The 25,649-nt window shown below is 65.6% G+C and carries 24 protein-coding genes; 13 read left to right on the top strand and 11 right to left on the bottom strand.

Annotated elements, in window-relative coordinates:
- Window positions 1-223: 223 nt before the first annotated feature.
- Window positions 224-2,386 (bottom strand): EAL domain-containing protein, encoded by a 2,163-nt coding sequence (locus K410_RS0106000; RefSeq protein WP_028134005.1) that lies wholly within the window; start codon window positions 2,384-2,386, stop codon window positions 224-226.
- Window positions 2,387-2,847: 461 nt separating this feature from the next.
- Between K410_RS0106000 and mepA the strand changes: the two genes are divergently transcribed.
- From mepA to modC, 4 genes are all read left to right on the top strand, one after another.
- Entirely contained in the window at window positions 2,848-3,792 is a 945-nt protein-coding gene (gene mepA / locus K410_RS0105995; RefSeq protein ID WP_028134004.1) for a penicillin-insensitive murein endopeptidase, read from the top strand.
- A gap of 236 nt (window positions 3,793-4,028) precedes the next feature.
- Window positions 4,029-4,829, top strand: a complete 801-nt coding sequence (gene modA, locus K410_RS0105990; protein WP_028134003.1) for a molybdate ABC transporter substrate-binding protein — start codon at window positions 4,029-4,031, stop codon at window positions 4,827-4,829.
- 13 nt (window positions 4,830-4,842) lie between these two features.
- Window positions 4,843-5,538 carry a molybdate ABC transporter permease subunit gene (modB, locus tag K410_RS0105985; protein WP_028134002.1) on the top strand — a complete coding sequence of 232 codons (696 nt, stop codon included), beginning with the start codon at window positions 4,843-4,845 and terminating at the stop codon, window positions 5,536-5,538.
- Window positions 5,539-5,540: 2 nt separating this feature from the next.
- Entirely contained in the window at window positions 5,541-6,203 is a 663-nt protein-coding gene (gene modC / locus K410_RS0105980) for a molybdenum ABC transporter ATP-binding protein (protein WP_028134001.1), read from the top strand.
- Window positions 6,204-6,358: 155 nt separating this feature from the next.
- Here modC and K410_RS0105975 read toward each other — a convergent pair whose 3' ends face one another.
- The gene (locus K410_RS0105975; protein ID WP_028134000.1) at window positions 6,359-8,152 is read right to left on the bottom strand and encodes a potassium/proton antiporter; all 1,794 of its coding nucleotides are present in this window, start codon (window positions 8,150-8,152) and stop codon (window positions 6,359-6,361) included.
- A 205-nt stretch (window positions 8,153-8,357) separates the two neighbouring features.
- Here K410_RS0105975 and K410_RS0105970 point away from each other — a divergent pair, with 205 nt between their 5' ends.
- From K410_RS0105970 to K410_RS0105960, 3 genes are all read left to right on the top strand, one after another.
- Window positions 8,358-9,674, top strand: coding sequence for a mechanosensitive ion channel family protein (locus K410_RS0105970; protein ID WP_028133999.1), 1,317 nt, complete (start codon window positions 8,358-8,360; stop codon window positions 9,672-9,674).
- A gap of 111 nt (window positions 9,675-9,785) precedes the next feature.
- A complete protein-coding gene (gene map, locus K410_RS0105965; protein ID WP_028133998.1) occupies window positions 9,786-10,610 on the top strand; it encodes a type I methionyl aminopeptidase in 825 nt (274 codons plus the stop codon).
- A gap of 172 nt (window positions 10,611-10,782) precedes the next feature.
- Window positions 10,783-11,742: an MBL fold metallo-hydrolase gene (locus K410_RS0105960; protein WP_028133997.1), complete on the top strand. Its 960-nt coding sequence runs from the start codon at window positions 10,783-10,785 to the stop codon at window positions 11,740-11,742.
- Here K410_RS0105960 and K410_RS39275 read toward each other — a convergent pair.
- Together K410_RS39275 and K410_RS0105955 are read right to left on the bottom strand one after the other, a co-directional pair.
- Complete coding sequence (locus K410_RS39275; RefSeq protein ID WP_155253251.1) at window positions 11,732-11,965, bottom strand: hypothetical protein; 234 nt, start codon at window positions 11,963-11,965, stop codon at window positions 11,732-11,734. The two genes, K410_RS0105960 and K410_RS39275, sit on opposite strands and share 11 nt — an antisense overlap.
- A gap of 71 nt (window positions 11,966-12,036) precedes the next feature.
- Window positions 12,037-12,633 (bottom strand): bifunctional transcriptional activator/DNA repair enzyme AdaA, encoded by a 597-nt coding sequence (locus K410_RS0105955; protein ID WP_049819950.1) that lies wholly within the window; start codon window positions 12,631-12,633, stop codon window positions 12,037-12,039.
- A gap of 130 nt (window positions 12,634-12,763) precedes the next feature.
- Between K410_RS0105955 and K410_RS0105950 the strand changes: the two genes are divergently transcribed.
- From K410_RS0105950 to K410_RS0105940, 3 genes are read left to right on the top strand one after another with little or no spacing between them, the layout of a single operon-like run.
- Window positions 12,764-13,606: a DMT family transporter gene (locus K410_RS0105950; protein ID WP_028133995.1), complete on the top strand. Its 843-nt coding sequence runs from the start codon at window positions 12,764-12,766 to the stop codon at window positions 13,604-13,606.
- Window positions 13,607-13,661: 55 nt separating this feature from the next.
- Window positions 13,662-14,375 (top strand): RadC family protein, encoded by a 714-nt coding sequence (gene radC, locus K410_RS0105945; protein WP_028133994.1) that lies wholly within the window; start codon window positions 13,662-13,664, stop codon window positions 14,373-14,375.
- A gap of 56 nt (window positions 14,376-14,431) precedes the next feature.
- Window positions 14,432-16,066 carry a HEAT repeat domain-containing protein gene (locus tag K410_RS0105940; RefSeq protein ID WP_028133993.1) on the top strand — a complete coding sequence of 545 codons (1,635 nt, stop codon included), beginning with the start codon at window positions 14,432-14,434 and terminating at the stop codon, window positions 16,064-16,066.
- Window positions 16,067-16,146: 80 nt separating this feature from the next.
- On the opposite strand, the gene K410_RS0105935 is transcribed toward K410_RS0105940, so the two are convergent.
- From K410_RS0105935 to K410_RS0105905, 7 genes are all read right to left on the bottom strand, one after another.
- Entirely contained in the window at window positions 16,147-16,851 is a 705-nt protein-coding gene (locus K410_RS0105935; protein ID WP_028133992.1) for a tetratricopeptide repeat protein, read from the bottom strand.
- 116 nt (window positions 16,852-16,967) lie between these two features.
- The gene (locus K410_RS0105930; protein ID WP_028133991.1) at window positions 16,968-17,342 is read right to left on the bottom strand and encodes a hypothetical protein; all 375 of its coding nucleotides are present in this window, start codon (window positions 17,340-17,342) and stop codon (window positions 16,968-16,970) included.
- A 99-nt stretch (window positions 17,343-17,441) separates the two neighbouring features.
- On the bottom strand, window positions 17,442-18,164 hold the full coding sequence (locus K410_RS0105925; RefSeq protein ID WP_028133990.1) for an AprI/Inh family metalloprotease inhibitor: 723 nt from the start codon (window positions 18,162-18,164) through the stop codon (window positions 17,442-17,444).
- Entirely contained in the window at window positions 18,164-19,153 is a 990-nt protein-coding gene (locus K410_RS0105920) for a 2-hydroxyacid dehydrogenase (RefSeq protein WP_028133989.1), read from the bottom strand. The genes K410_RS0105925 and K410_RS0105920 overlap by 1 nt, the downstream gene beginning before the upstream one ends.
- Window positions 19,153-19,971 (bottom strand): ABC transporter permease, encoded by an 819-nt coding sequence (locus K410_RS0105915; protein ID WP_028133988.1) that lies wholly within the window; start codon window positions 19,969-19,971, stop codon window positions 19,153-19,155. The genes K410_RS0105920 and K410_RS0105915 overlap by 1 nt, the downstream gene beginning before the upstream one ends.
- Entirely contained in the window at window positions 19,968-20,783 is an 816-nt protein-coding gene (locus K410_RS0105910) for an ABC transporter ATP-binding protein (protein ID WP_028133987.1), read from the bottom strand. Before K410_RS0105910 ends, K410_RS0105915 begins: the two co-directional genes overlap by 4 nt.
- A 104-nt stretch (window positions 20,784-20,887) precedes the next feature.
- Entirely contained in the window at window positions 20,888-21,910 is a 1,023-nt protein-coding gene (locus K410_RS0105905) for an ABC transporter substrate-binding protein (protein WP_028133986.1), read from the bottom strand.
- Window positions 21,911-22,062: 152 nt separating this feature from the next.
- Here K410_RS0105905 and K410_RS0105900 point away from each other — a divergent pair, with 152 nt between their 5' ends.
- The 3 genes from K410_RS0105900 to K410_RS0105890 all read left to right on the top strand — a co-directional run bounded on the left by K410_RS0105900 (window position 22,063) and on the right by K410_RS0105890 (window position 25,634).
- Complete coding sequence (locus K410_RS0105900; protein WP_028133985.1) at window positions 22,063-22,869, top strand: creatininase family protein; 807 nt, start codon at window positions 22,063-22,065, stop codon at window positions 22,867-22,869.
- Window positions 22,870-23,008: 139 nt separating this feature from the next.
- Window positions 23,009-23,272 (top strand): hypothetical protein, encoded by a 264-nt coding sequence (locus tag K410_RS0105895; protein ID WP_028133984.1) that lies wholly within the window; start codon window positions 23,009-23,011, stop codon window positions 23,270-23,272.
- Window positions 23,273-23,669: 397 nt separating this feature from the next.
- Window positions 23,670-25,634: a carbohydrate porin gene (locus tag K410_RS0105890; RefSeq protein WP_028133983.1), complete on the top strand. Its 1,965-nt coding sequence runs from the start codon at window positions 23,670-23,672 to the stop codon at window positions 25,632-25,634.
- Window positions 25,635-25,649 lie beyond the last annotated feature (15 nt).

Here is a 25,649-nt window from a genome sequence, read left to right as displayed (position 1 = left end):
CGCAGAGAAGGAATCTTGTGCTCGGCACATGGGTGGGACACCTTCTCCTGGAGCACAACGCGACTGGCCGACCTCAGGTCCGCCATTGTCGAAGGCTTTGCGTCAGCAAGTCGGCGTCATGAGCCCACCCCTTCGTCGGACTTCGAGTTTAGGCCTCGTGTTGCGACGATGGAGAAAGCGGCGCGTCCGTTCACATCGGCATCGCCAGGCGGCGACCGCCGCATCACGCCACCAGCGCATCCTCATCGCCGTCGATGCCGCGCTGGGCGGCGAGCAGGCTGACGATCTCGATATTGGGCCGGGCCTTGCTGAACAGAAAGCCCTGGCCTTCGTGGCAGCCTTCCGCGCGCAGGCAGCTCAGCTCGGCTTCGGTCTCGACGCCTTCGGCGGTGATGGTGACGCCCAGGCCTTTGCCGAGGCTGACGATGGAGCGGATGATGGCCTGCGCCTCGCGGTTGGCGCCGAGATCGCGAACGAAGGACTGATCGATCTTGATCTTGTCGAAGGGAAAGCTGCGCAAGTAACTGAGGCTGGAATAGCCGGTGCCGAAATCGTCCATCGAGATCCGCACCCCCAGCGCGCGCAAGGCATGCAGCGTCGCCAGCACCTGCGCGCTCTTTTCCAGCAGCAGCGTCTCGGTGATCTCGAGCTCGAGCCGGCGCGGCGGCAGGCCGGAACCCTTGAGCGCCTCGGTGACCATCGAGAGAAGATTGCCGCTGCGGAACTGGAGCGGCGACAGATTGACGGCGACGCGGACGTCGTCCGGCCAGGCCGCGGCATCCAGGCAGGCCCGGCGCAGCATCAGCCCGCCGAGCGGGTTGATCAGGCCGGTGTCCTCGGCGACCGGAATGAACTCGGCGGGCGAGACCATGCCGCGCTCGGCGTGCGGCCAGCGCACCAGCGCTTCGAAGCCGGTGATGCGGCCGCTCTGGAGGTCGATCAGCGGCTGATAATACGGACGCAGCACGTCGCTCTGGATCGCGTCGCGCAGCTCGACCTCGATCTTGCGGCGGCTCTGCGCTTTCGCATCCAAAGCGGCCTCGAAGAAGGCGAAGCTGCCGCGCGCGTCCTGCTTGGCGCGCGACAGTGCCATGTCGGCGCTCTTGAGCAGCTTCTCGGAATCGTCGCCATCGCCCGGCGCCATCGCGATGCCGATCGAGGCGCCGATCACCACGGAATGACCGTCGAGCAGATAGGGATCGGCGATGGCCTCGAGCAGGCGCTTGGCCAGCCCGACCGCGTCCTCGGGCCGCATCAGGCCGCTCTGCACGATCGCGAACTCGTCCGAGTTGAGCCGCGCCAGCGCGTCTTCCTCGCGCAAGGTCGAGCGCAGCCGCTTGGCGACGCCGCGCAGCAGCTTGTCGCCGACCGCGTGTCCGAGCGTGTCGTTGACCGCCTTGAAATTGTCCAGCCCCAGCATCAGCAGCGCGACCTTCTCGGGGCTGCGCCGCGTGTGCAGCAGCATCTCGTCGGTCTGCTGGCGCAGCAGGGCGCGGTTGGGCAGACCGGTCAGGGAGTCATGCTGGGCCATGAAGGCGAGCCGCGCCTCGGCGCGCTTGCGTTCGGTGATGTCCATCAGCGCCAGCAGCACCGCGGGCCGGTCGGCATAGGTCAATTCGCGGAAATAGATCGCAAGGTCGATCAGCGCGCCGTCGGCCTTGACGTGCTTCCAGGTGCGGCCGGCCTGCTCCTCGCTGGAACGATCGGCGGTCCAGGGCGGCTCGCTGTCGAAGGCCTGCAAGGAGCGGATCTTCAGCCGCTCGAACTCGGGGCGGCTGTAACCGTAATGCGCGACCGCGGCATCGTTGACGCCGAGGATGCGCTCGTCGTCCAGCGCGCAGACGATCATCGGGACGGGATTGCCGTCGAACAGCAGGCGGAACGAGGCTTCGCGCTGCTTCAGCTCGGTGATGTCGACGCGCAGGCCGACCACGCCGCCGTCGTCGGTCAAGCGCTCGTCGATCAGGATGACGCGGCCGTCCGACAGCTTCTGCTCGTGGCGCGCGCCGGGCTGATAGAGTTTTTGCAGCCGCTCGGCGATCCACTCGTCCTCGTGGCCCACGGCCTCCGGGTAGTCGCCGCGGGCAACGCCGATGCGCAGCGTGTCTTCGAGGCGTGCGCCTTCCTCGAACAGATCGGCGGTCTTGCTGTAGATCTCGGCGTATTTCTTGTTCCAGAGGACGTAGCGGCCTTCGGCGTCGAGGAACACGATGCCTTGCGGCAGGATGTCGATGGCCTGGCGCAGCCGCTCATGTGATTTGCGTGCGTCCGCGATCGCGGCCTCCGCCTCGGCGCGGCTGCGCAGGACTTCGTCGCGTTCGGACAGGGGTCGCGGTGCGCATGCGAAGCGCGGCTTGCGCGGCGAGCGGCCGGCCCGGGCAGGCAAGCCTTGCCTTCGCTTTTTTGCTTTTCGAGACTTCAAACCCAACTTCACTCGTTCCCGTCGCGCCCGCCCGCGCAAGTCCTGAATGAAAAAGTCTTGAGGCAAGTGTCTGAAAAAAAAGTAATCTCGCCCCGCCGCGGTCCGCGCGATGCGGACCTTGCTGCCTGTTTGCGCGGCGTGGCCGTGGCGCCAGGCGCCGTCAAACCCTGTCCGGAGCCGCAATCGTTGGTCGACCTGATGCAAAATTGCGCGTGCGCTTGAATCAGTTCCGAAATCAGGCACGATTGCATGCGAGCCGCGGATTTCCCTCGCGCCGCGCACGAATTTTGGTCAATGCAGGATACGGTTATTGCCGCCTTAAGAAACGCGGCCTGAGACACGATTTAACGAGCAGCGCCGAGCCGGCGGCCGGCTCCAGCCTCATTCTTACCCCTGATGCGGCATTAGGCTATAAGGACGTCTGCATGAGTCGCCGCGGCATCATCCTCCTCCTGCTCTGGTTCGTTCCCCTGGCCGCCGGCACCGCGCTGGCCCAGGACAAAGGCAGCGTGAATCCGAAGCCGCTGCCGCCGCTCGCCAATCCGAACGACCCGGATCTGGCCGCCAAGGAGCTGTTCGCGCGCAAGCTGCTGCCGTCCAAGGGCCCGGCCCACGTGATCGGCTCCTACACCAGGGGCTGCATCGGCGGCGCGGAGCAGATGCCGCTCAACGGCGATCACTGGCAGGTGATGCGGCTGTCGCGCAACCGCAGCTATGGCCACCCCGAGATGATCGCGCTGATCAAGCGGCTCGCGGCCAAGGCGCACAAGGACGCGCGATGGCCGGGCATCCTGGTCGGCGACATCGCGCAGCCGCGCGGCGGCCCGGCGCTGTCCGGCCACGCCAGCCACCAGATCGGTCTCGACGCCGACATTTGGCTGACGCCGATGCCGGACCGCCGGCTCTCGCGCGAGGAGCGCGAAGACATGTCGGCGGTGATGATGGTGCGCCAGGACCGGCTCGACGTCGATCCGAAAGTGTTCACGCCCGGCCATGTGCTGGTGCTGCGCGATGCGGCGCGGGAGCCGGCGGTGCAGCGCATCTTCGTCAACGCCGCGATCAAGAAGGCGCTGTGCCGCGAGGCCAAGGGCGACCGCGCATGGCTGTCGAAGATCCGGCCCTGGTGGGGCCACGACTACCATTTCCACATCCGCATGCGCTGCCCGGCCGGCGCCGGCGAATGCGAAGGCCAGCCCTCGCAGGCCGAGGACGAAGGCTGCAAGCCCGCCGATCTCGCCTATTGGTTCTCCGACGCGGTGCTGCACCCCAAGCCGCCGCCGGAGCCGCCAAAGCCGAAGCCGCCGATGACGCTGGCGCAGATGCCGGCGGCCTGCAAGGCGGTGCTGCACGCGGGCGATGCGAAGCCGTAGGATACGCTGTCCCCTCGCCCACCGCTGTCATCCCGGGCTCGCGCTACGCGCGCCCCGGGATGACGCGCCGGGTTTGACCTTCCGACCTGGCCTGCTATCTTCGCTGCTGCGATATCCCACGCTGGCCGTAAGCCAAAGTGGAGCCGTGGAACGGCGCGTCCGCCCGTCGCATCTGACCAATCAACGCCAGATTTGCGTGCGCCGCCTGCGCGCGCGAGTTCGCACGGAGCGCATCCATGTTTCGCCAGTCCGGACTTCTCACCGCCTTCGTGATCCTTGCCTTCGTAATCCTTGCCGCCGCCTCCCTCTCGCCGGCCGCAGCCGAGGACAAGACCATCACCGTGTTCGCCGCCGCGTCGATGAAGAACGCGCTCGACGAGGTCGATGCCGACTACACCGCAAGGACCGGCGTCAAGTTCTCGGTCAGCTATGCCGCGAGCTCGGTGCTCGCCCGGCAGATCGAGCAGGGCGCGCCGGCGGACGTGTTCGTCTCGGCCGACACCGACTGGATGGATTACGCGATCGCCAGGAAGACCATCAACGAGTCTTCCAGAGTCAATCTGCTCGGCAACAGCCTCGTGCTGATCGCGCCGAAGGAGTCCAAGATCGACAGCGTCACGATCGCGCAAAGTTTCGACCTCGCCAAGCTCGCCGGCGACGGCCGGGTCGCGACCGGCGACGTCAAGTCGGTGCCCGCAGGCAAATATGCCAAGGCGGCGCTCGAAAAGCTCGGCGCCTGGCAGGCGGCCGAAGCGAAATTCGCGATGGCCGAGAGCGTGCGCGCCGCGCTGACGCTGGTGGCGCGCGGCGAGGCCAATCTCGGCATCGTCTATGCCACCGACGCCAAGGTCGAGCCCGGCGTCAAGATCGTCGGCACCTTCCCGGCGGACTCGCATCCCGCGATCATCTATCCGGTCGCCGCGACCACGATCGCGAAGGCCGGCACCGGCGACTATCTCGCCTTCCTGCGCTCCTCGGTGGCCAAGTCCATCCTGGAAAAATACGGCTTCAAGTTCCTGGTCAGCCCGACAACCTGATATTCAGCACTCGATGTTCGAGATCTCTCCCGCCGAATGGACCGCGATCCTGCTCTCGCTCAGGGTCGCGATCATCGCCACGCTGGTCGCGACGCCGTTCGGCATCGCGCTGGCATGGCTGCTCGCGCGCAGGGACTTCTGGGGCAAGTCGGTGCTGGATGCCGTGGTGCATCTGCCGCTGGTGCTGCCGCCTGTCGTCACCGGCTATCTGCTGCTCCTCAGCTTCGGCCGGCGCGGCCTCATCGGCGGCTTCCTCGCCGACCATCTCGGGATCGTGTTCTCGTTCCGCTGGACCGGCGCGGCGCTCGCCTGCGGCGTGATGGCGTTTCCACTGCTGGTGCGCCCGATGCGGCTGTCGATCGAGGCGATCGACCGCCGGCTGGAGCAGGCCGCCGAGACGCTCGGCGCCGCGCCATGGAAAGTGTTCTTCACCGTGACGCTGCCGCTGGCGCTGCCCGGCGTGCTCGCCGGCATGGTGCTCGGCTTCGCCAAGGCGATCGGCGAGTTCGGCGCGACCATCACCTTCGTCTCCAACATTCCCGGCGAGACCCAGACGATCTCGTCGGCGATCTATTCGCTGATCCAGACGCCGGACGGCGACGCCGCGGCCGGCCGGCTCGTGATCGTCTCGATCGCGCTGGCGCTGGGCGCGCTGATATCGGCCGAATGGTTTGCCCGCCGCGCCACCGCGCGGCTGCACGGGAATTGACCATGCTGCGCGTCGATGTCGAGAAGAAGCTCGGCGATTTCTCGCTTCAGGCGTCCTTCACCAGCGAGGGCCGCGTCATCGGCCTGTTCGGCGCGTCGGGCGCCGGCAAGACCTCGCTGGTCAACATGATCGCAGGATTGTTGCGGCCCGACCGCGGCACCATCGTGATCGACGGCGAGACCGTCGACGACATCGCGGCCGGCATCCACGTGCCGACGTATCGCCGCCGCATCGGCTACGTGTTTCAGGACGCGCGGCTGTTCCCGCATCTCGACGTCGCGCAGAATCTCGACTACGGCCGCCGCATGAACGGCCTTGCGCCCGATCCCGCCCAGCACAGGCGCATCATCGACCTGCTCGACATCGGTGCCCTGCTCGATCGTCGTCCCGGAAAACTCTCCGGCGGCGAGCGCCAGCGCGTCGCGCTCGGACGCGCGCTGCTGTCACGGCCACGCCTCTTGCTGCTCGACGAGCCGCTCGGCGCGCTCGACGAGGGCCGCAAGCTCGAGATCCTACCCTACCTGGTGCGGCTGCGCGACGAGGCCAACGTGCCGATGGTCTATGTCAGCCACGACGCCGCCGAGCTGCGCCAGCTCGCCACCCAGATCGTGATGCTGAAGCAGGGCCGGGTGACGAGCTTCGGCGGGGTGAAGGTGCTGGCGTGAGGCGTTTCGTGCCCCGGACGCGACGCAGCACGCAGTGATGCGTCGCAGAGCCGGACCCACACCGCGCCATGGGTCCCGGCTCTGCGCAGCAACGCTTGCGCGTTGCAGCACGTCCGGGACACGAGTTATTGCGAGCGTAGCCATCGTAGGCTGCGTTACACCCCCGCCACCGAGGTCCACATATCCGAAAGCTTCTTCCGCAGCGCCTGCGCGCGGGTCAGCGGCGGGGGCGTCTCGTCTTCTTCCGGCAGGCGCAGGCCGACGACGCTGACGCGGCCGCCGGAGATGCTACGCGCGACCAGCACGATCTCGTCCAGCGGCAGCTCGGCGCCCTCTTTCGGCGCGTGGTCGAGATGGATGTCGAAATAGTCCGCGAGCGTGAGCTTGCTCGCTTCCTCGCTCACCGTCACGCCGTAGATCTCCGCAAGCTCGGCCAGCGTGTGCTCGCCGGAGACCATGAAGTCGCCGAGCAGATGCGGATCCGGCGCCGAGCTCGGCTGCATGTCGACGAAGAAGCGGTCGAGCGATTCGGCCTTTTCCGGCGGGGCCAGCAGATAGATGTAATCGCCGGGCGCGATCGGATCGGCCTCCAGCGGCGTCAGGATGTTCTCGTTGCGGATCACCAGCGTCGGCTTGGACCAGGACGGGATCAGGCCGCGGCGGAAATACAGGCTCTTGGGCCGCACCGGATATCCGACCAGCTGCTGCTCGAGCTGGCCGGGCAGATCCAATTCGACACGGCGCGGGCCGCGCTCGGCGCGCGGCAGCGCCACGTGCAGTTTTCGCGCGGCCGGTGCAAGGGTCCAGCCCTGCAGCAAGAGCGAGATGATGACGACGACGAAGGCGACGTCGAAATAGAGATAGGCCTTGGACAGGCCGACCAGCATCGGGATCGAGGCCAGGAAGATCGCGACCGCGCCGCGCAGGCCGGTCCAGGCGATGAAGATCTTCTCGCGCCAATTGAAGCGGAATGGCGCAAGGCACACGAACACCGCGATCGGCCGCGCCACCAGCATCAGCATGAACGCGACGGCGACCGCCGGCACGATGCTGTCCCCCAGCCTGCTCGGCGAGACCAGCAGGCCGAGCAGCACGAACATCACGATCTGCGCCAGCCAGGTCGCGGCATCGAGGAAGGCCACGACCTGGTTGTGCGCGCGCGTCGGCCGGTTGCCGATGATGATGCCGGCGAGATAGACCGCAAGGAAGCCGGAGGCATGCATGATCTGGGAAGCTCCGAAGATCACCAGCGCGGCCGTGGTCACGAAGGGCGCATGCAGCCCCTGCGGCAGCGCCACTTTGTTGAGCGCGATGACGACGAGGCGGCCGCCGAACACGCCGACCACCGCGCCCAGCACCGCCTCCAGCACGAACTCCGTCAGCACGTGGCCGGGCGAGCTCGAGCCGACCGAGATGTACTCGACCAGCATCAAGGTGAGGAAGATCGCGAAGGGGTCGTTGGTGCCGGATTCCGCTTCCAGCGTCGCGCCGACGCGCGGGCGCAGGCGCAGGCCCTGGGTGTGCACCAGCAGGAACACCGCGGCCGCATCGGTCGAGGCCACCACGGCGCCGACCAGCAGCGATTCCGTCCAGTTGAGATCGAGCGCGAATTTGGCGAACGGCGCCGTGATCAGCGCGGTCAGCAGCACGCCGGCGGTCGCAAGCACCACGGACGGCGCGAGCACGGTGCGGATGCTGGCAAAGCGCGTCCTGAGGCCGCCGTCGAACAGGATCAGGGCCAGCGCCACCGAGCCGACCAGATAGGTGGTGCGGACGTCGTCGAACTGGAGCTGGCCGGGACCGGAATCGCCGGCGAGCATGCCGACCGCAAGGAAGACCAGCAGCAAGGGCGCACCGAAGCGGAGCGCGAGCAGGCTCGACAGGATACCGGCCATGACGAGGACGGCGCCGAGCAATATGGCGAGGCTGACGGAGTCGAGGGAGGCCATCCACCTTCCGGGTTAAAACAGCTGGAATGGCATCCTTATCGTCGGCAGACTCACGCGCCAACTCATTTTCGCGTCTCGCGGCAATCTGCCCGTTTTTGCGGCCTTAACGTCCATCACATGCCGGTGTATCGGTGGTCCGGCCGCGCCCTTTGTGGGATTCTGCGGCTCCCTCGAATCAAATCCTCCCCGCTTGCCGACGAGACCGATGGACATGGACCTCAAGGACTTCATGGAGTTCGTGCAGACCACCGCGCGCAGCGTCGGGGCGGAGATCTCCTCGCCCTGGTTCTACCTGCAATTCGGGCTCATTCTGGCCGCCGCCGGCATCGCCTATGCGGCGGAGGCCGGCATCCGCAACCGGGTCGACATGACCGCGCTGACGATGCGCTGGCCGCTGCCGCTCCGGCACTTCGCCCGGGTGATGGTCTCCAGCGCGTCGACGGCGGTGTTCACCTTGCTCGTGATCGTCTCGCGCCTCGTGATGTACCACGCGACCTGGCCGAGCCGCTCCTATCTCTTGATGGTCGCCGCCAAGCTCGGGCTGGCCTGGCTCGCGATCCGGCTCCTGACCTCGGTGCTGCGCAATGCCTTCATCGTCAGGCTGGTGTCGATCACGGCCTGGTTTGTCGCCGCGCTCTCCATCCTCGGCCAGTTCGATGCGACCGTCGAGCTGCTCGATGCCTACGCGATCGTGCTCGGCGGCCTCCGGCTGACCCCGCTGCTGGCGATCAAGGCCGGCGCGCTTCTCCTCATCGCGCTCTGGGCCACCAACATCGCCAGCAATTTCGCCGAGAGCCGGATCAACGCGACCACCGACCTGACGCCGTCGGTGCAGGTGCTGCTGGTCAAGATCATCCGCATCGGGCTTCTGGCCGTCGCCATCGTCATCGCGCTCGGCGCGGTCGGCATCGACCTGTCCGCGCTCGCGGTGTTCTCCGGCGCGGTCGGCGTCGGCATCGGTATCGGCCTGCAGAAGATCGTCGCCAATTTCATCTCCGGCATCATCCTGCTCGCCGACAAGTCGGTGAAGCCCGGCGACCTCGTCACCATCGGCGACAATACCGGCCGCATCAGCGCGATGAAGACGCGCTATATTTCCGTTGCCGCCGGCGACGGCCGCGAGTTCCTGGTGCCGAACGAGGATCTGGTGACGCAGAAGGTCGTCAACTGGACCTATACCGACAAGAACACGCTGGTGAAGATCGCCTTCGGCACCAATTACGACGCCGACCCGCGGCTCGTCTGCAAGCTCGCCGCCGAGATCGCCGCCGCTCATCCCCGCGCGCAGAAGGGCAAGCCGCCGAACTGCATTCTGACCGAGTTCGCGGAGGCCGGGATGAAGTTCTCCCTCACCCTCTGGCTCGCGGACCCCGACGGCATGGACACCGTCAAGAGCGACGTGATGCTGGCGCTGTGGGACGCCTTCAAGCAGGAGGGCATCCGGGTTCCCTATCCGGTCCGCGAAATCCGCATCCGCGGCGGCGCGCTGCCGGTGGAAACCACCGTAGAAGTCCCGAATTAGGCCGCTTTCGCACCCAGGGCCGGTAGGCTCGGCTTGCATGAAGGCCGCCAATCATTAAATTGGGGCCTGATATCAAGCCTTTCCACCGACATCGAGGAAGACCGCACCCGCATGAGCTACGTCGAAGCCACCGATACCTCGCTGCGCAAGACCGGACAGATCAAGCTGCACGGGCCGGCCGCCTTTGCCGGCATGCGCAAGGCGGGCGCGCTGGTGGCGAAGTGCCTGGACGAGCTGACCGACATCGTCGGGCCCGGCGTGCCGACCGAGCGCATCGACCAGTTCGTCCGCGAGTTCGCCTTCAGCCATGGCGCCTATCCGGCGACGCTGATGTATCGCGGCTATCGCTATTCGACCTGCACCTCGCTCAACCACGTGGTCTGCCACGGCATGCCCGGCGACCGTCCGCTGAAGGAAGGCGACATCGTCAACATCGACGTCACCTTCATCGTCGACGGCTGGTACGGCGATTCCAGCCGGATGTATGCGGTCGGCCCGATCGCCCGCAAGGCGGAGCGGCTGATCGAGGTGACGTATGAGGCGATGATGCGCGGCATCGCCGCGGTGAAGCCCGGCGCCACCACCGGCGACATCGGCCACGCCATCCAGAGCTTCGTCGAGCCGCAGGGCATGAGCGTGGTGCGCGATTTCTGCGGCCACGGCCTCGGCCGCATGTTCCACGACGAGCCGAACATCATCCATATCGGCCGTCCGGGCGAAGGCGTGCAGCTCAAGCCCGGCATGTTCTTCACCATCGAGCCGATGATCAATCTCGGCAAGCCGCACGTGAAGATCCTCTCCGACGGCTGGACCGCGGTGACCCGCGACCGCTCGCTGTCGGCGCAGTTCGAGCACTCCGTCGGCGTCACCGCCACCGGCGTCGAGATCTTCACGCTGTCGGAGCGGCACGGCGAGAAGCAGATCGCGGCAACGTAAGCGCAACCCTTGTTGCAAATCGCTCTCAATACAGCAGCAGCCTGCGTCATCTTGCCGTTCCCCGCATGACAATCGCCAGGGAATAGGCAACGCATCCCGGTGTCGAACCATCGCGGGCGCTTTCAACCGGTGTAAAGCGCCTTCCGAGGATCCACTCAAAGGGAGCATCACAATGTTCGAGGTTTCACGACGCGATCTGGTCCTCGGGAGCACGGGGGCAGCACTGGTCTTCGGTCTCAAGGGGCCCGTGTCCTTCATCGGTGCCGCCTCGGCACAGCGCGCCGCCGATAGCCTTACCTACAAGGTCGGTGACATCGACGTGTTCAGCCTGCATGAGGGCTCGATCGAGCGGCCGGTGACCGAGGGCATAGTCAAGAATGCCGGGCTCGACGACGTCAAGAAGGCGCTGACCGCAGCCGGCATCGGACCCGACAAGATCGACAATCCCTTCACGGTCACCGCGATCCGTACCGGCGGCAAAGTCGTTCTGTTCGACAGCGGTTTCGGCGGCAACGGTCCCGCCAGCGTCGGCAAGCTCGCCGGCAACATGAAGGCGGCCGGTCTCGATCCGGCGGCGGTGTCGACGGTAGTGATCTCGCATTTCCATCCCGATCACATTTCGGGCTTGTGGGTGAAGGAAACCAACGCGCAGGTATTTCCAAACGCGGAAATCATGATGCCCGAAGTCGAGTACAAGTTCTGGACCGATGCGGCCCTGGTGGAGAAGGTGCCCGAAGCCAACCGCGCCCACGTCAAGCGGATTCAGGCGACCTTCCCGACCTGGAAGAACATCAAGCAGTATGGCGACGGCGCCGACCTCGCGCCCGGCGTCAAGGCCATCGCCACGCCGGGTCACACGATCGGCCACATGTCCTTCCTGGTGGCCTCCGGCGGGCAGCAGCTCTTCATCCAGAGCGACGTCACCGGCATCCACCAGCTGTTCGTCAAGAACCCCGGCTGGTTCTCCGGCTTCGACAGCGACGGACCGAAGGCGGAGGCCACGCGGCGCGCCTTCTTCGACCGCGTGATCGCCGAAAAGGGCATGATCGCCGGCTATCATTTCGGCTTTCCGAACGTCGGCACGCTGACCAAGGACGGCAACGGCTACGCCTTCGCCGCCGTCAAGGCCTGATCGCGCCGCACGCAGTGAATGCGAAGGCGCCGTGTTCGCACGGCGCCTTTTTTCTTGCCGCCGCGGCGTCGTCGCGCAGCACTTCAGAGTTGCAAAAACCGCCCGGCGCGGCATCCTTGCGCCGATGCCCCGCAAGACTGCGGTCACCCAAGTGGGCGCGGCCCGGATTGACGGATGCGAGTGCCGTTTTCTTGGATGCGGTTCGGCGGCGATCCATGTTCATCTCTGCCCTGCCGGCGGGACAGAGCTCGACGGAGTTCTGAACGCTTCGCCTCAACGAAGGCTGATCCAGCTCTATCGCTTGCGGCGGAATGACGACGGCGGCCGCTTGTAGGTCGCGGCAAAGGCATCGTTGAATCTACGGATGCTGCCAAAGCCGGCCGCAAACGCAATCTCCGCCAATGTCATCTCGGTCTGGTCGATGAGCCGCTTGGCTTCCTGCACGCGGCGCGTCGCGGCGATCTCGCTCGGGCTCGCGCCGGCGTGGCGCATGAACAGGCGGAGCAGGTGACGCGGCCCGACGCCCAGGGCATCCGCAAGCTCCGCCATGGTCGCGCGGTCGAGAAAGCCGTCATTGATCAGGCGCATGCCGCGCGCGACGGTGGTCGCCGTCCCCATCCAGGCCGGCGAGCCCGGCGCGGTTTCTGGCCGGCAGCGCAGACACGGGCGAAAGCCGGCCCGCTCGGCGGCAGCCGCAGTCGCATAGAAGGTGACGTTCTCAGAGCGGGCCGGACGCACGGGGCAGACCGGGCGGCAATAGATGCGCGTCGAGCGAACGCCGGAGAAGAACAGGCCATCGAAAGCGCGCGCACGCGCGAGGCGTGCCCGATCGCAGGTTTCACGGTCGAGATGCGGTCGCAGCGTCTGCCGCTGTGCCGGGCCTGTCGTCATGGCGAAATCCTAGTGTCGAAGCGCCCCGCCGAGTAGCTGAAATCGGACTTGACCGGACGATGAGGTCCGAATCCCGCCAGCCTGCGGTGCCGCTCCGGACCATCGTGTCGATAGACCCGGAACAGATCGCATGAGCACACAGCCGCAACAGACGACATCAGGACAAACCCGTCTCGCGCTCGAGATCGGGCTCCTGCTCCTTCTCGCCCTGATCTGGGGCAGCTCATTCACGCTGATCAAGGTCGCGCTTCCGACGATCCCGCCCTTCACAATGGTCGCGGCGCGGGTGACGATCGCGGCCGTTCTCTTGATCCTGATCGCGCTCGCGCAGGGGCACGCCTTGCCGCGCCAAGGGTCGCTGTGGGCGGCTTTTGTCGTGCAAGGGCTGCTGCAAAGCGCGCTGCCCTTTACCCTGATCAGTTGGGGCGAGGTCCACATCACAAGCGGCCTCGCCGGCGTGCTTAATGCGACGCCGCCGATGTTCGTGCTGGTCATCGCGATGTCGACCATGCGAGTGGACGCGCGATCGGGGGACACCGCCGCACTGCTGGCGCAGGCCGCCATCTTGGCGGCGAGCTTCTGCTACGCGCTCGCACCAATCTGGGGGCAGCGGTTCGCGGGCCGTCCCGTGATCGTCACGGCAGCCGGGACGATGAGCTGCGCCGCGGCTTTGATGCTGCCCATCGCCGCTGTCCTCGACCGTCCCTGGACGCTGGCGCCGACGACGCAGGCGATCACGGCGGTGCTCGGCCTTGCGATCGTCTGCACCGCCCTCGCGATGGTGATCTATTTCCGCCTGATCCATACGCTTGGCCCCCTCGGCACGACGAGCGGCAGCTATCTGCGCGCCGGCTTCGCCGTGGCGCTTGGGACTACGCTCCTTGACGAAAGCTTCACCTGGTCGATGCTGGCCGGCATGTTGCTCATCGTCGTCGGCGTCATGGCGATAACCGCTCCCATGCGGAGGCCCTGAGAGCAGCGCAATTGTCGGTTGAAAAATTCCGGCGAGAGGGCGATGCTGGCGGCCGATGCCCGCCAAGCCGGACCACGACAAGAGCAAACCTGACGAGACGCCGCACTATCTCGGCCATCGCGAGCGGCTGCGCGAGCGCTTCTACAATGCCGGCGCGGATGCGCTCAGCGATTACGAGCTGCTCGAGATGGCGCTGTTTCCGGCGCTGCCGCGGCGCGACACCAAGCCGCTGGCGAAGACGCTGATCAAGACCTTCGGCTCGTTCGCCGAGGTCGTGCATGCGCCGGTGGCGCGGCTGCGCGAGGTCGAGGGCATCGGTGAATCCGCGATCAACCAGCTGAAGCTGATCGCCGCGGCAGCGCATCGCGTCGCCAAGGGCGGGGTCAACAGCCGCAACGCCCTGTCGTCCTGGAACGCGGTGATCGATTATTGTCGCTCCAGCATGGCGTTCGCCGACAAGGAGCAGTTTCGCCTGCTCTTCCTCGACAAGCGCAATCAGCTGATCGCCGACGAGGTGCAGCAGACCGGCACGGTCGACCACACCCCGGTCTATCCCCGCGAGGTGATCAAGCGCGCGCTGGAATTATCGGCGACCGCGCTGATCCTGGTCCACAACCACCCCTCCGGCGATCCCTCGCCCTCGCAGGCCGACATCCAGATGACGAAGGCGATCATCGATATTGCCAAGCCGCTGGGGATCGTCGTGCACGACCATATCATCGTGGGCAAGAACGGGCATGCGAGCTTGCGGGGCTTAAGGCTAATCTGAATGAGCCAAATGCAAGCTTTGTTGAGGAGCCTCTACCCCGTTTAGGTTCTTGCACCATGTTGACTGACGACCATTCCTTCGCTGACCGGACGATAGCGGAGACTATCTTCCGCGTTTCCGCGGAAATCAAACGCACTGACGCGAAGCACCGCCAAGCCGCCATTCGCGACCTCTCCGATCTTTGCCGGAAGGTCCGCGTTCGCGCGCGTGCGGCAATTCCTATCTGGCTGGAGCTGCTGGCCGATGGAGACAAGGAGATCGGCGAGAGTGCGAGCTACGGCCTCAGCTATTGTGCGCCGGACAGCATCGAGCCATTGATTGAGCAACTAAGGCACCATAATCCGATTGTACGGCAGCGAGCATGCTCATCGCTCGGGACGATCGGCCAAGAAGCGATGCTCGCCACGCAGAGCATCCTGCCGTTGCTCGCGGACCCCGTTCAGGAGGTGCGCTCACGCGCGGCTTGGGCACTTGGTGTGATTGGGGATTCCCGTCAACGCACGATTGCGGCCCTGTTCGATATGGCGCGCTCGGGGACGATAGAAGATCGCCGCTCTGCCTTGCACGGCTTGGGCAGCTTAGCAAACGCGGCCGCAGACCTCGCAACATTTCGCGCACGTCAGCAGGAGATATTCGACGCGCTCGTGGACGAGGACGAGGCCGTCCGCTGGAGCGCCTGCTATGCCATTGAATCCCTTGATCTCGATCCTGCGACTCACCTCGAGCTGATCGTGCCTCGGCTTTCAGATCGATCGGAGCGTGTAGAAGAGATCGCCATCCAACAACTGAAAGGTCTCGCCGATGAAATCGACCTTACATCCCATCTTGCCCCGATTTGCCAGGTCGTACGCGGCGCACGAAGGCGCTCAGCAGCCACCGCCTGCGAGGTGATTGGCATGCTGGGCCCAAGAGCTCACGGGGCAGTACCGTTCCTCATAGATGCACTCGACAGCGAAGACGCATTCATCACCATCGCCGCCACAGGCGCCCTATGGCGTGTGGAGCGCCGCATCGACGTCGCGCTGCCCCATCTGGAGAGGCTCTTCCCGGACTTCGGCGAGACAGTCTGCGACGTGATCAGCCAGATCGGCCCTGCCGCGGCACCATTGATCGATCAGGTTCTTGCAGCGCTGGAATCCGATGATTGGGATTTGCAGTGGGCCGCGGCCGATGCATTAGGGTCCATGGGCTCGAGCGATTCCGCTGTGCTTGCAGAGCTGACAGCAGCACTCGGACACGACAGCAACATCGTTGTGTCGGCGGCAGCAACTGCGCTTGCTCGCATTGGTGCAGCGGCGGTGCCTGTGCTGTCCGACATTATCCGGCAGCTGGAGGATCCGCGCGCCGAATGGGCGGCGGACGCGCTGGGACGGATCGGGCCCGCCGCTCACGCGGCGGCTGAATTGCTACGCGCGCAATTGCATTCACCGCAGCTGGGACTGGCGGCGTGGTCGGCAATCGCGCTGGCAAAGATCACGGGGGATGAGAGCACCGTTCCCATGCTGGTGAAATTGCTCGAGGGGATGGACCGCGCCGACTTGAGGCGGGAGGCGGCGCTTGGCCTCAAGGCCATTGGGTCCCGGGCGTCTGGTGCCATCGGCGCCCTGGAGGCGCTACACCACGATCCAAGCGATGAGGTCAGGACGGCTGCGGAGGCGGCGCTGTCTGCTGTGCTCGCAGAGCGCCACTAAGATGTGACTGCGCTCAACCATATCATCGTGGGCACGAACGGGCATGCGAGCCTGCGCGGGCTGCGGCTGATCTAGGCCAATCAGAACGCCTGGTTCCTGGCGGCTTTCAGGTGCTCTTCCGCGGCCGTGATGCCGGCGAATGCCTTGAGCGTCAAGGCGGTCGGTTGCGGCTTCCATGCGGCAACCAGTTTCTCGGCCTTCTCGAGCTCAGGCTTGGACAACATGGAAGCCATCTCGTTCACGTTCTTCGCCGGCGCCACCTTCGAGAGTTTGAAATAGGCATACGACAGGGACAAGTCTTTCGGCGCTCCCTTTCCGGCCGAATAGGCGCGAGACAGGCTGAAGAGGGCTTCGGGAAGCCCCTGATCGGCAGCCGTCCTCCACCATTTCAGCGCTTCTTCCGAGTTGCCTCTCCTGTCATACATCAGGGCGACATCGTGCTGAGCGCGCGCATAGCCGGCCCTGGCGGACACGAGCTTGTATTTCAGTGCTTGATCCGCATCGGTCGCAACAATGCCGGCACCTTGTCCGTCATAATAGCAACCGAGCTTGTAGGCCCCCAGGGGGTCGTTGCCCGCGGCCGATTTCTGAAACCACTCGAAGGCCCGGCTGCGGTCCTGCTGCGTGCCGATGCCGTTGTTGTGCATCATGCCGACATGATATTGCGCCTCGGCATCTCCGCGATTGGCCAACACGACCATCGCATCAAAGGTGCGCGTGTCATTCGCGCTGGCGGGCATCGCGAGCAGCAGAAGGCACGAAAAAGCCAGGGCAACGATTTTCATGTCAAAGCCCGATCGCATTTGAGCCATTCCGTCTTGGTCGCCCGAGGCGCAGGAAAAGTTCGAATGCGGCAAGAACTCCCAAACCAGCGGATCTTGGCCCGTCCGAGTTCGTCCCGTCACGGCTCGATCCAGCGCTGCACGGCTTCGGCGGTGTCAGCGGGGGTCGTGCTGAAGCAGATCGCGGCCTCGGGCGCGAGGCGGTGGACGAGGTTGAGGACCTTCTCGAACAGCACGAGGCGCTCCTTCGGCTCGCGCAGGCCGGCGCCGATGACGATGCAGTCGAAGTGCTCCTCACGCAGGGCGGCGGTCACGGCGGCCTCGGCCGTCGCATCGAGATCGATCAGGCAGCTCGTGACCTCGAAGCCGAGGCCTCGCAGACGCAGCAGCTGGGCCTCGATGTAGCTGCGGACATGTTCGGGCGAGAGCTGAGGAAACGCACTGTAATCCGCATTGCCGGGTTCGATGCCGATCGCGAGGATGCGCTTGGCCATGCCGGATCTCCCAACGAAATCACCTCTTCCGTCAACGAGATGCCCGGTCTGCGGGTTCCGCCTTCGCGCGGCGGCGGGCGGCGGCGAATGCCGGGCCGCCTACTGCCGCAGCATGATCAGCGGATCTGCCGTGTCGGGGACGCGCCGCCATTGCGCGTTGTCGTCGGCCTCGAACTGCCAGGCATCGCCCGATTTCGACATCAGGATGATCTGGCCGCGCTCGAGCCGCCATTGCGCCGGATTGAACTGGGCGATGGCGGCGTCGCATCTCGGCTTGAGGAAGACCTGGAAATTGTCGGGGCCCGCCTCGGTGTTGGTCAGCGTCAGCCCGCACACCGGCTGGCCGTTGCCGCGCACCATCGCCCAGTCGCCGATCATCTGGTCCATCGACTTGGCCATCGAGCGGGCCGCGGCGAGATCCTGCAGGATGTAGACGCCCTCGCCCTGGCGCAGGCCCTCGAAGATGCCGGCCTCGACCTCGGTGAAGTCGATCACGGCTTCACCGGCCGCATCCTGCAGGCGCACGATGTCGAGGCCCCTGACGCTCCAGGCGACGATGTCCTTGGTGAAAGGCAGCGCGGTCTTGCAGGCCGGCTCCAGCTCCAGCTTGTAACCCTGGCCTGCGGCATCGCCCTTCATCGTGACGACGCAGGTCTTGCTGCGCTCGGTGGTCGAGAGCTCCCACTGCCCGGGCATCGATTTCTTCAGGCTCGCCGCATCCTGCGCATGGGCAGCGCCGATCGCGGCCAGGCAGGCCGCGACGGCGCCGATCGCGGCCAAAGAGGCCGCGACGGCGAATGCGACGGCCCGAAGACTTCGCATCAGCGTCCCCTGAACGGCGTCTCGGCCACCGGCGTCAACGGCGCCTTGCCGGCGAACCAGGCCTTGAGGTTGTCGACCACGAGTTGGTCCATCGCGTTGCGCGTCACCACCGAGGCCGAGCCGATATGCGGCAGCAGCACGACGTTCTGCATGGCCTTGAGCTCGTCCGGCACGTTCGGCTCGGCCGCGAACACATCGAGGCCGGCGGCGAGGATGGTGCCCGATTTCAGCGCCTGAACCAGCGCCGGCTCGTCGACAACGGAGCCGCGCGCCACGTTGATCAGCACGCCGCGCGGGCCGAGCGCCTTGAGCACCTCGGCATTGATCATCTTGTTGGTCGAGGCGCCGCCGGGCACGATCACCATTAGCGTGTCCACCGCCTTCGCCATCTCGATCAGGTCGGGATAGTGCTTGTAGGAGACGTCCTTGGACGGGTTGCGCGAGTGATAGACCACCGGCACCAGCGAGGCATCGAGCCGACGCGCGATGGCCTGGCCAATCCGGCCCATGCCGACGATGCCGACCTTGCGGTCGCGCAGCGAGCCGACGCTGAGCGGATAGTTCTGCGTCTGCCACAGCCCGGAGCGGACGTAGCGGTCGGCCTTGATGAACTCGCGCAAGGTGGCGATCAGAAGGCCCATCGCGACGTCGGCGACCTCCTCGGTCAGCACGTCGGGCGTGTTGGTGACGATGATGTTGTGCTCGGCCGCGTATTTGGCATCGACGTGGTCGTAGCCGACGCCGAAGCTCGCCACCATCTCGATCTTGGGCAGCTGCGACAGTGCTCCCCTGTCGGCCCGCACGGTGTGATAGGTCACGGCGACGCCGCGGATCTTCTCGCGGATCGCCGGCGTCAGCCGTTCGAGGTCGCCGTGCGTCTCGGCCTTGTGCACGACGAAATGATCGGAAAACCCGTTCTCGAGGATCGGCCGCACCGGCCCATAGATCAGAAGGTCGATCTTTTCGGACGAAATCGAACCGGCAGCCATCAGTTTTCCTCTCCAAGCGCGCTCTCATGCCAGCGCCGTAAAACGAGGTGCGAAACTAGCGCCAGCACCCCATAGATGACAATCCCGGCCAGCGACAACAGCAGCAGCGCTGCGAACATGCGGGGTATGTTCAATCGATAGCCTGATTCCGCGATCCTGTAGGCGAGCCCGGAGCCGGCGCCCGCGGTTCCCGCCGCGATCTCGGCCACGACCGCGCCGATCAGCGACAGGCCGCCTGCGATGCGCAGGCCGCCGAGAATGTAAGGCAGCGCCGCCGGCAGCTTGAGGAAGCGCAGCGTCTGCGGCTTTGACGCGCCATAGAGCTGGAACAGGCCGGCGAGGTTGCGATCGACCGAATTGAGCCCGAGCGTGGTGTTGGACAGCACCGGAAAAAAGGCGACGATGAAGGCACAGACCACCACCGCGGTCTGTTGTTCCAGGTAGATCAGCAAGAGGGGCGCGATCGCGATCACGGGGGTGACCTGGAGCACGATCGCGTAGGGAAACAGCGAGTATTCCACCCATTTCGACTGGTTGAACAGCAGCGCCAGCGCGATGCCGCCGACGCCAGCGGCGACAAACCCTTCGAGCGTGGTCAGCAGCGTGGTCACGAGCGATTGCGACAGCACCTGCCAATCCTTGATCAGCGTCAGAACGATGATCGAGGGCGCCGGCAGCACGTAAGGCGGGATCTCCTTGATACGGACCACCAACTCCCAGGCGATGAGGCCGGCCGCGAACACGATGACGGGAAGCACCAGGCGCAGCGCACGCTGCGCGCCTCGCGGCCTGGAATTGCTCTCGGGCGGGGCGCTCATAGCAGCGGCCGCCCCGAATAGGACGGCGCCAGCGCGCCGGAGACCCTGCGGCAATAGTCGCCGTAAGCGGTCGATGTGCGGAATTCCTCGCCGCGCGGCTCGACCGTCTCGATGCGGATATCGGCCTGGATGCGGCCCGGCCGTGCCGTCATCACCACAACACGCTGCGACAAATAGACGGATTCGAACACCGAATGGGTGACGAAGATGACGGTCTTGCCGAGAGCCCGCCACAGCGCGAGCAGATCGTTGTTGAGGCGGAAGCGCGTGATCTCGTCGAGCGCGGCGAACGGCTCGTCCATCAGCAGGATGTCGGGATCGGTGACCAGCGCGCGCGCCAGCGACACCCGCATCTTCATGCCGCCGGAGAGCTCGCGCGGAAAGGCCTCGGCGAAATCGGCGAGCCCGACGCTGGCCAAGACGGCGTCGGCACGCGCGCGCCCCTCGGCCTTCGCCACGCCGCCGAGCTTCAGCGGCAGCCGCACGTTCTCGCGCACATTGGCCCAGGGCATCAGGGTCGGCTCCTGGAACACGAAGCCGATGCCGTGACCCGGCTGCAGCTCGCCCTCTCGGCGCGCCACCCGCACGATCCCGGAGGACGGCGCGCTGAGCTCCGCGATCAGCCGCAGCACTGTCGACTTGCCGCAACCGGACGGGCCCAGCAGCGAGATGAACTCGCCCTTGCGCACCGCGAGGTCGAACGGGCCGAGCGCCATGACGCCGTTGTCGTAGGTCTTGGTCACGCCGCGCAGCCTGACGGCGAGAGCCGTCAGGCTGGCCTCGACGGCGGACGAGGTCGAGCGCGCTGTCATTGCGCGCTGGTTCTGTCGAGGCTCGGTCGAGCCGCGTCTTTCACCTCTTCCCAACGGGGAGAGGTGAGCCCGAGCCGCACCTGCGTGCCAAATCTCGACATGCGTTACGGCTTGTTCGGACGCAGCTCGAGGCCAACGCCCTTGTTGACGAAGCGGAGCGTGTAGGATTTGCGGAAGTCGAGATCCGCCTTCACGACGCCGGCCTTGACCATCTTGTTGAAGAACGAGCTGTAGCGCTCGTCGCTCATCGCGCCGATGCCGTTCTTCAAGGAATCGCCGGAATCGACGATGCCGTGCTCCTTCATCTTGGCGACGGAATAGGCGAGCAGATCGTCGGTCATCTCAGGATTGAGCTGCTTGATCATGGCGTTGCCGGCGGAATTGTCCCGATAGAGGTAATTGTACCAGCCCACCATGGAGGCATCGACGAAGCGCTGGACCAGATCGGGCTTCTTTTCGACGATGTCGCGGCGGGTTTCGATCAGGGTCGAATAGGTGTTGAAGCCGTAGTCGGCCAGCAGCAGCACGTTGGGCTTGAAGCCCGCCGCCTTCTCGACCGCGAAGGGCTCGGAGGTGACGTAGCCCTGCATCGCGCTCTTGGGGTTGGCGATGAAGGGCTGCGGATTGAAATTATAGGGGCGGACGTTCTTCTCGCTGAAGCCGTATTCCGACTTCAGCCACTGGAAATAGCTGCCCATGCCCTCCTTGGAGATGAACAACGTCAGCGGCTTGAGGTCCTCGAGCTTGCCGACCTTGGCGTCCGGCTGTGTCAGCATCACCTGCGGATCCTTCTGGAAGATCGCGGCGATGGTCACGACGGGGACGTTGTTGGCGACCGCGTCGAACGACATCAGCGTGTTCGCGGCCATGAAGAAATCGATCTTGCCGGCGATCAGCAGCATCCGGTTGTTCTCGTTCGGACCGCCGGGGACGATGGTGACGTCGAGGCCGTATTTCTTGTAAGTGCCGTCGGCGACCGCCTGGAAGAAGCCGCCATGCTCGGCCTCGGCGACCCAATTGGTGCCGAAAGTGACCTTGTCGAGCGTCTCGGCCCGCGCCGGCGCGAGAGCGACGAGAGCGGCGAAGAGGCCCGCTGTGAGCGTCCGCCGCAGATGAAAATGGGTCATAATGGCACTCCGTCGTTCGCTTCAAGCCCAATCGCGTCTGGCTCATATGAGCGCAACGCGATAGAACCGCATGACATCAGGGGACGCGAGCCGGCCGGGTCCGCATCCCCTGATACCCAAATTACGTGACAAATTCGGGCAAAGAAACCTCGATGACGCCGCCCCGCGACTGGACCGAGATCCGCTGGACCGGTGTGCCCCCGGCGGAGACGGCGCGCTGGATCGCGGTGCTGCCGCTGGCAGCGACCGAGCAGCACGGCCCGCATCTGCCGCTGACGACAGACGTGCTGATCGCGGACGCCTATCTGGCGCGCACGCGCGAGCTGTTGCCCGGAAGCGTCCCAGTGACGTTCCTGCCCGTTGAGCCGGTCGGGATCTCCACCGAGCATATCGACTATCCGGGCACGCAGACGCTGCCGACCGAGGTCGCGCTGAAGCGATGGACCGGAATCGGCGAGGACATCGCGCGGCGCGGCGTGAAGAAACTCGTCATCATCACCAGCCATGGCGGCAACAGCGCAGCGATGATGCTGGTGGCACAGGATCTTCGCGCGCACCAAAGATTGTTCGTGGTGACGACGTCGTGGTCGCGGCTGTCGGGCGCCGACAGACTGTTTCCGGCGGAGGAAGTGCGCCACGGCATTCATGGCGGCGCGATCGAGACCTCGATCATGCTGGCGCGCTATCCCGATCAGGTGCGTCAAGCCGCGATCGCCGATTTTGCCGCGAGCAGCATCGCCCTTGAAAAGCAATATCGCTGGCTGTCGACGCAGCGGCCCGCGCCGTTCGCCTGGCAGGCGCAGGATCTCAACGCCAGCGGCGCCATCGGCAACGCGACATTGGCCGAGCCGGCGAAAGGCGAGCAACTGCTCGACCAGGGCGCGCGCGCCTTTTGCGAGTTGCTGAACGAGGTCGATAACTTCGACGTGAACAGGCTCGCCAAGGGGCCCCTCGGCTAGCCACTATAGTTCTGGAATCATTCAGGAAAGGGCGCGCCTGCGGCAGCGGATTTGCCGCTTTCGAACCGGACGCGAGGAGCCTCCGTCCAACTGGGCACGCGGGCCACAACGGACCGCCTCAACCCGGATGGAGTTTCTCATGTCGATCAAGACCAAGCTTGCCGCCGCCGCTCTCGCCACGCTCGCCCTGACCGGCAGCATCGTGTCCACCACCTCGCAGGCCGAGGCCAAGCAGCCCGGCTGGGTCTGGGGTGTGGGCGCCGGCATCGCCACCGCCGCCGTCGTCGGCTCCGCGATCGCCGCCAGCAACGACCCCTATTATCACGGCTATCACCGCTGCGGCTGGGTCGCCCAGTACAACGCCTTCGGCCAGTACGTCGGCCGCGTTCGTACCTGCTACTGATTTGAGTATCTGAGGCCGATCTCACGTGGATCCTGCGTCCGACACGGGCGCCTCATCCACCCCGTGTCGTGCCCCCGACCCCGCCCGGTTGTCCCCCCGGGCGGGGTCATTCATGTGAGCGGCCGCGGGATTGTTGCAGTCTCGTCATACAGCGATGCGATCCATCCTCAGTGGCGATCCGGATGTAGTTGCTATTGCGAATTAGTCGCAATAAGACTTGTCTTGAGTTCAGGAGCTTGGGACGAAGTCGGCTCGGGCCGAGGTCATCTCGGCGGTACGCAGGCGCCTAAGACTGATGACAGGGCCGCCGCGAATCGGCAGGGATGTCGCGGTGGATGGATGACATTCGCGTTTGGGGGCGTGCGTTTTGACGTTGAGAAATCACCGCTACAGGACCTTGCGGACGGCTGCGGCGATTGCCTCGGGTGTGCTGGCTTTTCCCGCAGTAAGCCGCGCGGCCGATCTGCCGCTCAAGGCGCCGGCGCTGAAGGCGGTGTACGACTGGACCGGCCTCTATATCGGCGCGCATGCCGGCGTCACCCGCGGCACGTCCTCGGCGACGCTGACCGATCCCACCTTGGCGACCGACAATAACGTCTTCACCGGCGCGACCGGCGGCGTCCAGGCCGGTTACAATTGGCGCCTCACTTCGGGCCTGTTGCTCGGCGTCGAAGGCGACATCTCCTTTCCGAATTATCTGCCCTCCAACCATGTCGTGTCGTCGACGGGGACCGCGCTGTCCTTCGCGGAGGAACGCTGGGACTATGTCGCGAGCCTGCGCGCGCGGCTCGGTTACGCCAATGGCAATTGGCTGGTCTACGCCACCGGCGGCGCGGCCTTCACCGGCGAGCGTTTTCTCTCGACGCCGAACAACGGCGTGGAAGAAAAAGTGCTGCACACGCGGTTGGGCTGGACCGCGGGCGGCGGCGTCGAATACGCCTTCGCGCCGCATTGGACGGCGCGGCTCGAATATCTCTACAGCAAGTACGACAACGCCAACGTCACCTTCCCCTCGGGCGGGCAATATTCCTCGTCGATGGATCTTCACAGCCTGCGGCTCGGCCTCAATCGCAAGATCGACTGGCCGGGCGTGCCGACCTACAACCCGACGTCGGATGTGACCGACACCGAGTCCAGCCGCTGGGAGATTCACGGCCAGTCGACCGCGCTGGGCCAGGGCTACCCCGCGTTCCGCGCGCCCTATACCGGACCGAACAGCCTGCTGCCGTCACCGGATTTTCAGCAGACCTGGAGCAATTCGCTCTATCTCAATGCGCGGCTGTGGGACGGCGGCGAGGTCTACTTCAACCCCGAGCTGCTGCAGGGATTTGGTTTCAACAACACGACGGGCGCCGCCGGCTTCCCCAACGGCGAAGCGCAGAAATCCGGCTTCCCCTATCCGCATTTCAACGCCTCGCGGCTGTTCGTGCGCCACACCTTCGGCTTCGGCGGCGAGCAGGAGGAGCTTGCCTCCGGCCAGCTTCAGCTCGCGAGCAAGGTCGACGTCTCGCGCCTGACCCTGCAGGTCGGCAAGTTTTCCGTGGTCGACGTGTTCGACGGCAATGCCTACGCGCACGATCCGCGCAAGGATTTCATGAACTGGTCGATCTGGGCCTCCGGCGCTTTCGACTACGCCGCCGACAAGCTCGGCCTCGGCTACGGCGCCACCGCCGAATTGAACCAGAAGCAATGGGCCCTGCGCGCCGGCTATTTCCTGATCGGCGCGGAATCGAACTCCAGTAATTTCGACATGAATGTCGGTCGCCGCGGCGAGTATGTCGCGGAGCTCGAGACCCGCTATTCGCTGTTCGGCCAGCCCGGCAAGCTGCGCGTGCTCGGTTTCGTCAACAGCGCCTTTGCGGGCAGCTATCGCGAGACGCTGGACAATCCCGCGTTCGGCGTCGACATCAGCCAGACCCGCCGCGGCCGTATCAAATACGGTTACGCGCTCAACCTCGAACAGGCGATCGCCGCCGACATCGGCGTGTTCGGCCGCTGGAGCTGGAACGACGGCCGCAACGAGATCATGGCCTTCACCGACATCGACCGCAGCCTGTCCGGCGGCGTCTCGGTCAAGGGCACGACCTGGGGCCGGCCCGACGACGTCGTCGCCATCGCCGGCGCCGTCAACGCGCTGTCGCAGGACCATCGCGACTTCATCGCCGCCGGCGGCCTCGGCCCGCTGATCGGCGACGGCCGGCTCAACTACCGCAGGGAACGCGTGCTGGAAACCTATTACGCCTACGCGCTGAATAAGGCGCTGACCTTCACCGCCGACTACCAGCTGATCGTCAACCCCGCCTACAACGCCGACCGCGGCCCGGTGTCGGTGTTCTCAGGACGGCTGCACGGGGAATTCTGAGTCGAAGCGACTGCA

It is taken from the genome of Bradyrhizobium sp. 22 (genome assembly GCF_000482425.1).
GTDB lineage: Bacteria > Pseudomonadota > Alphaproteobacteria > Rhizobiales > Xanthobacteraceae > Bradyrhizobium > Bradyrhizobium japonicum_B.
Note: the sequence above shows the minus strand (reverse complement) of the source record. Positions and strands in the feature narration are given on the sequence as shown.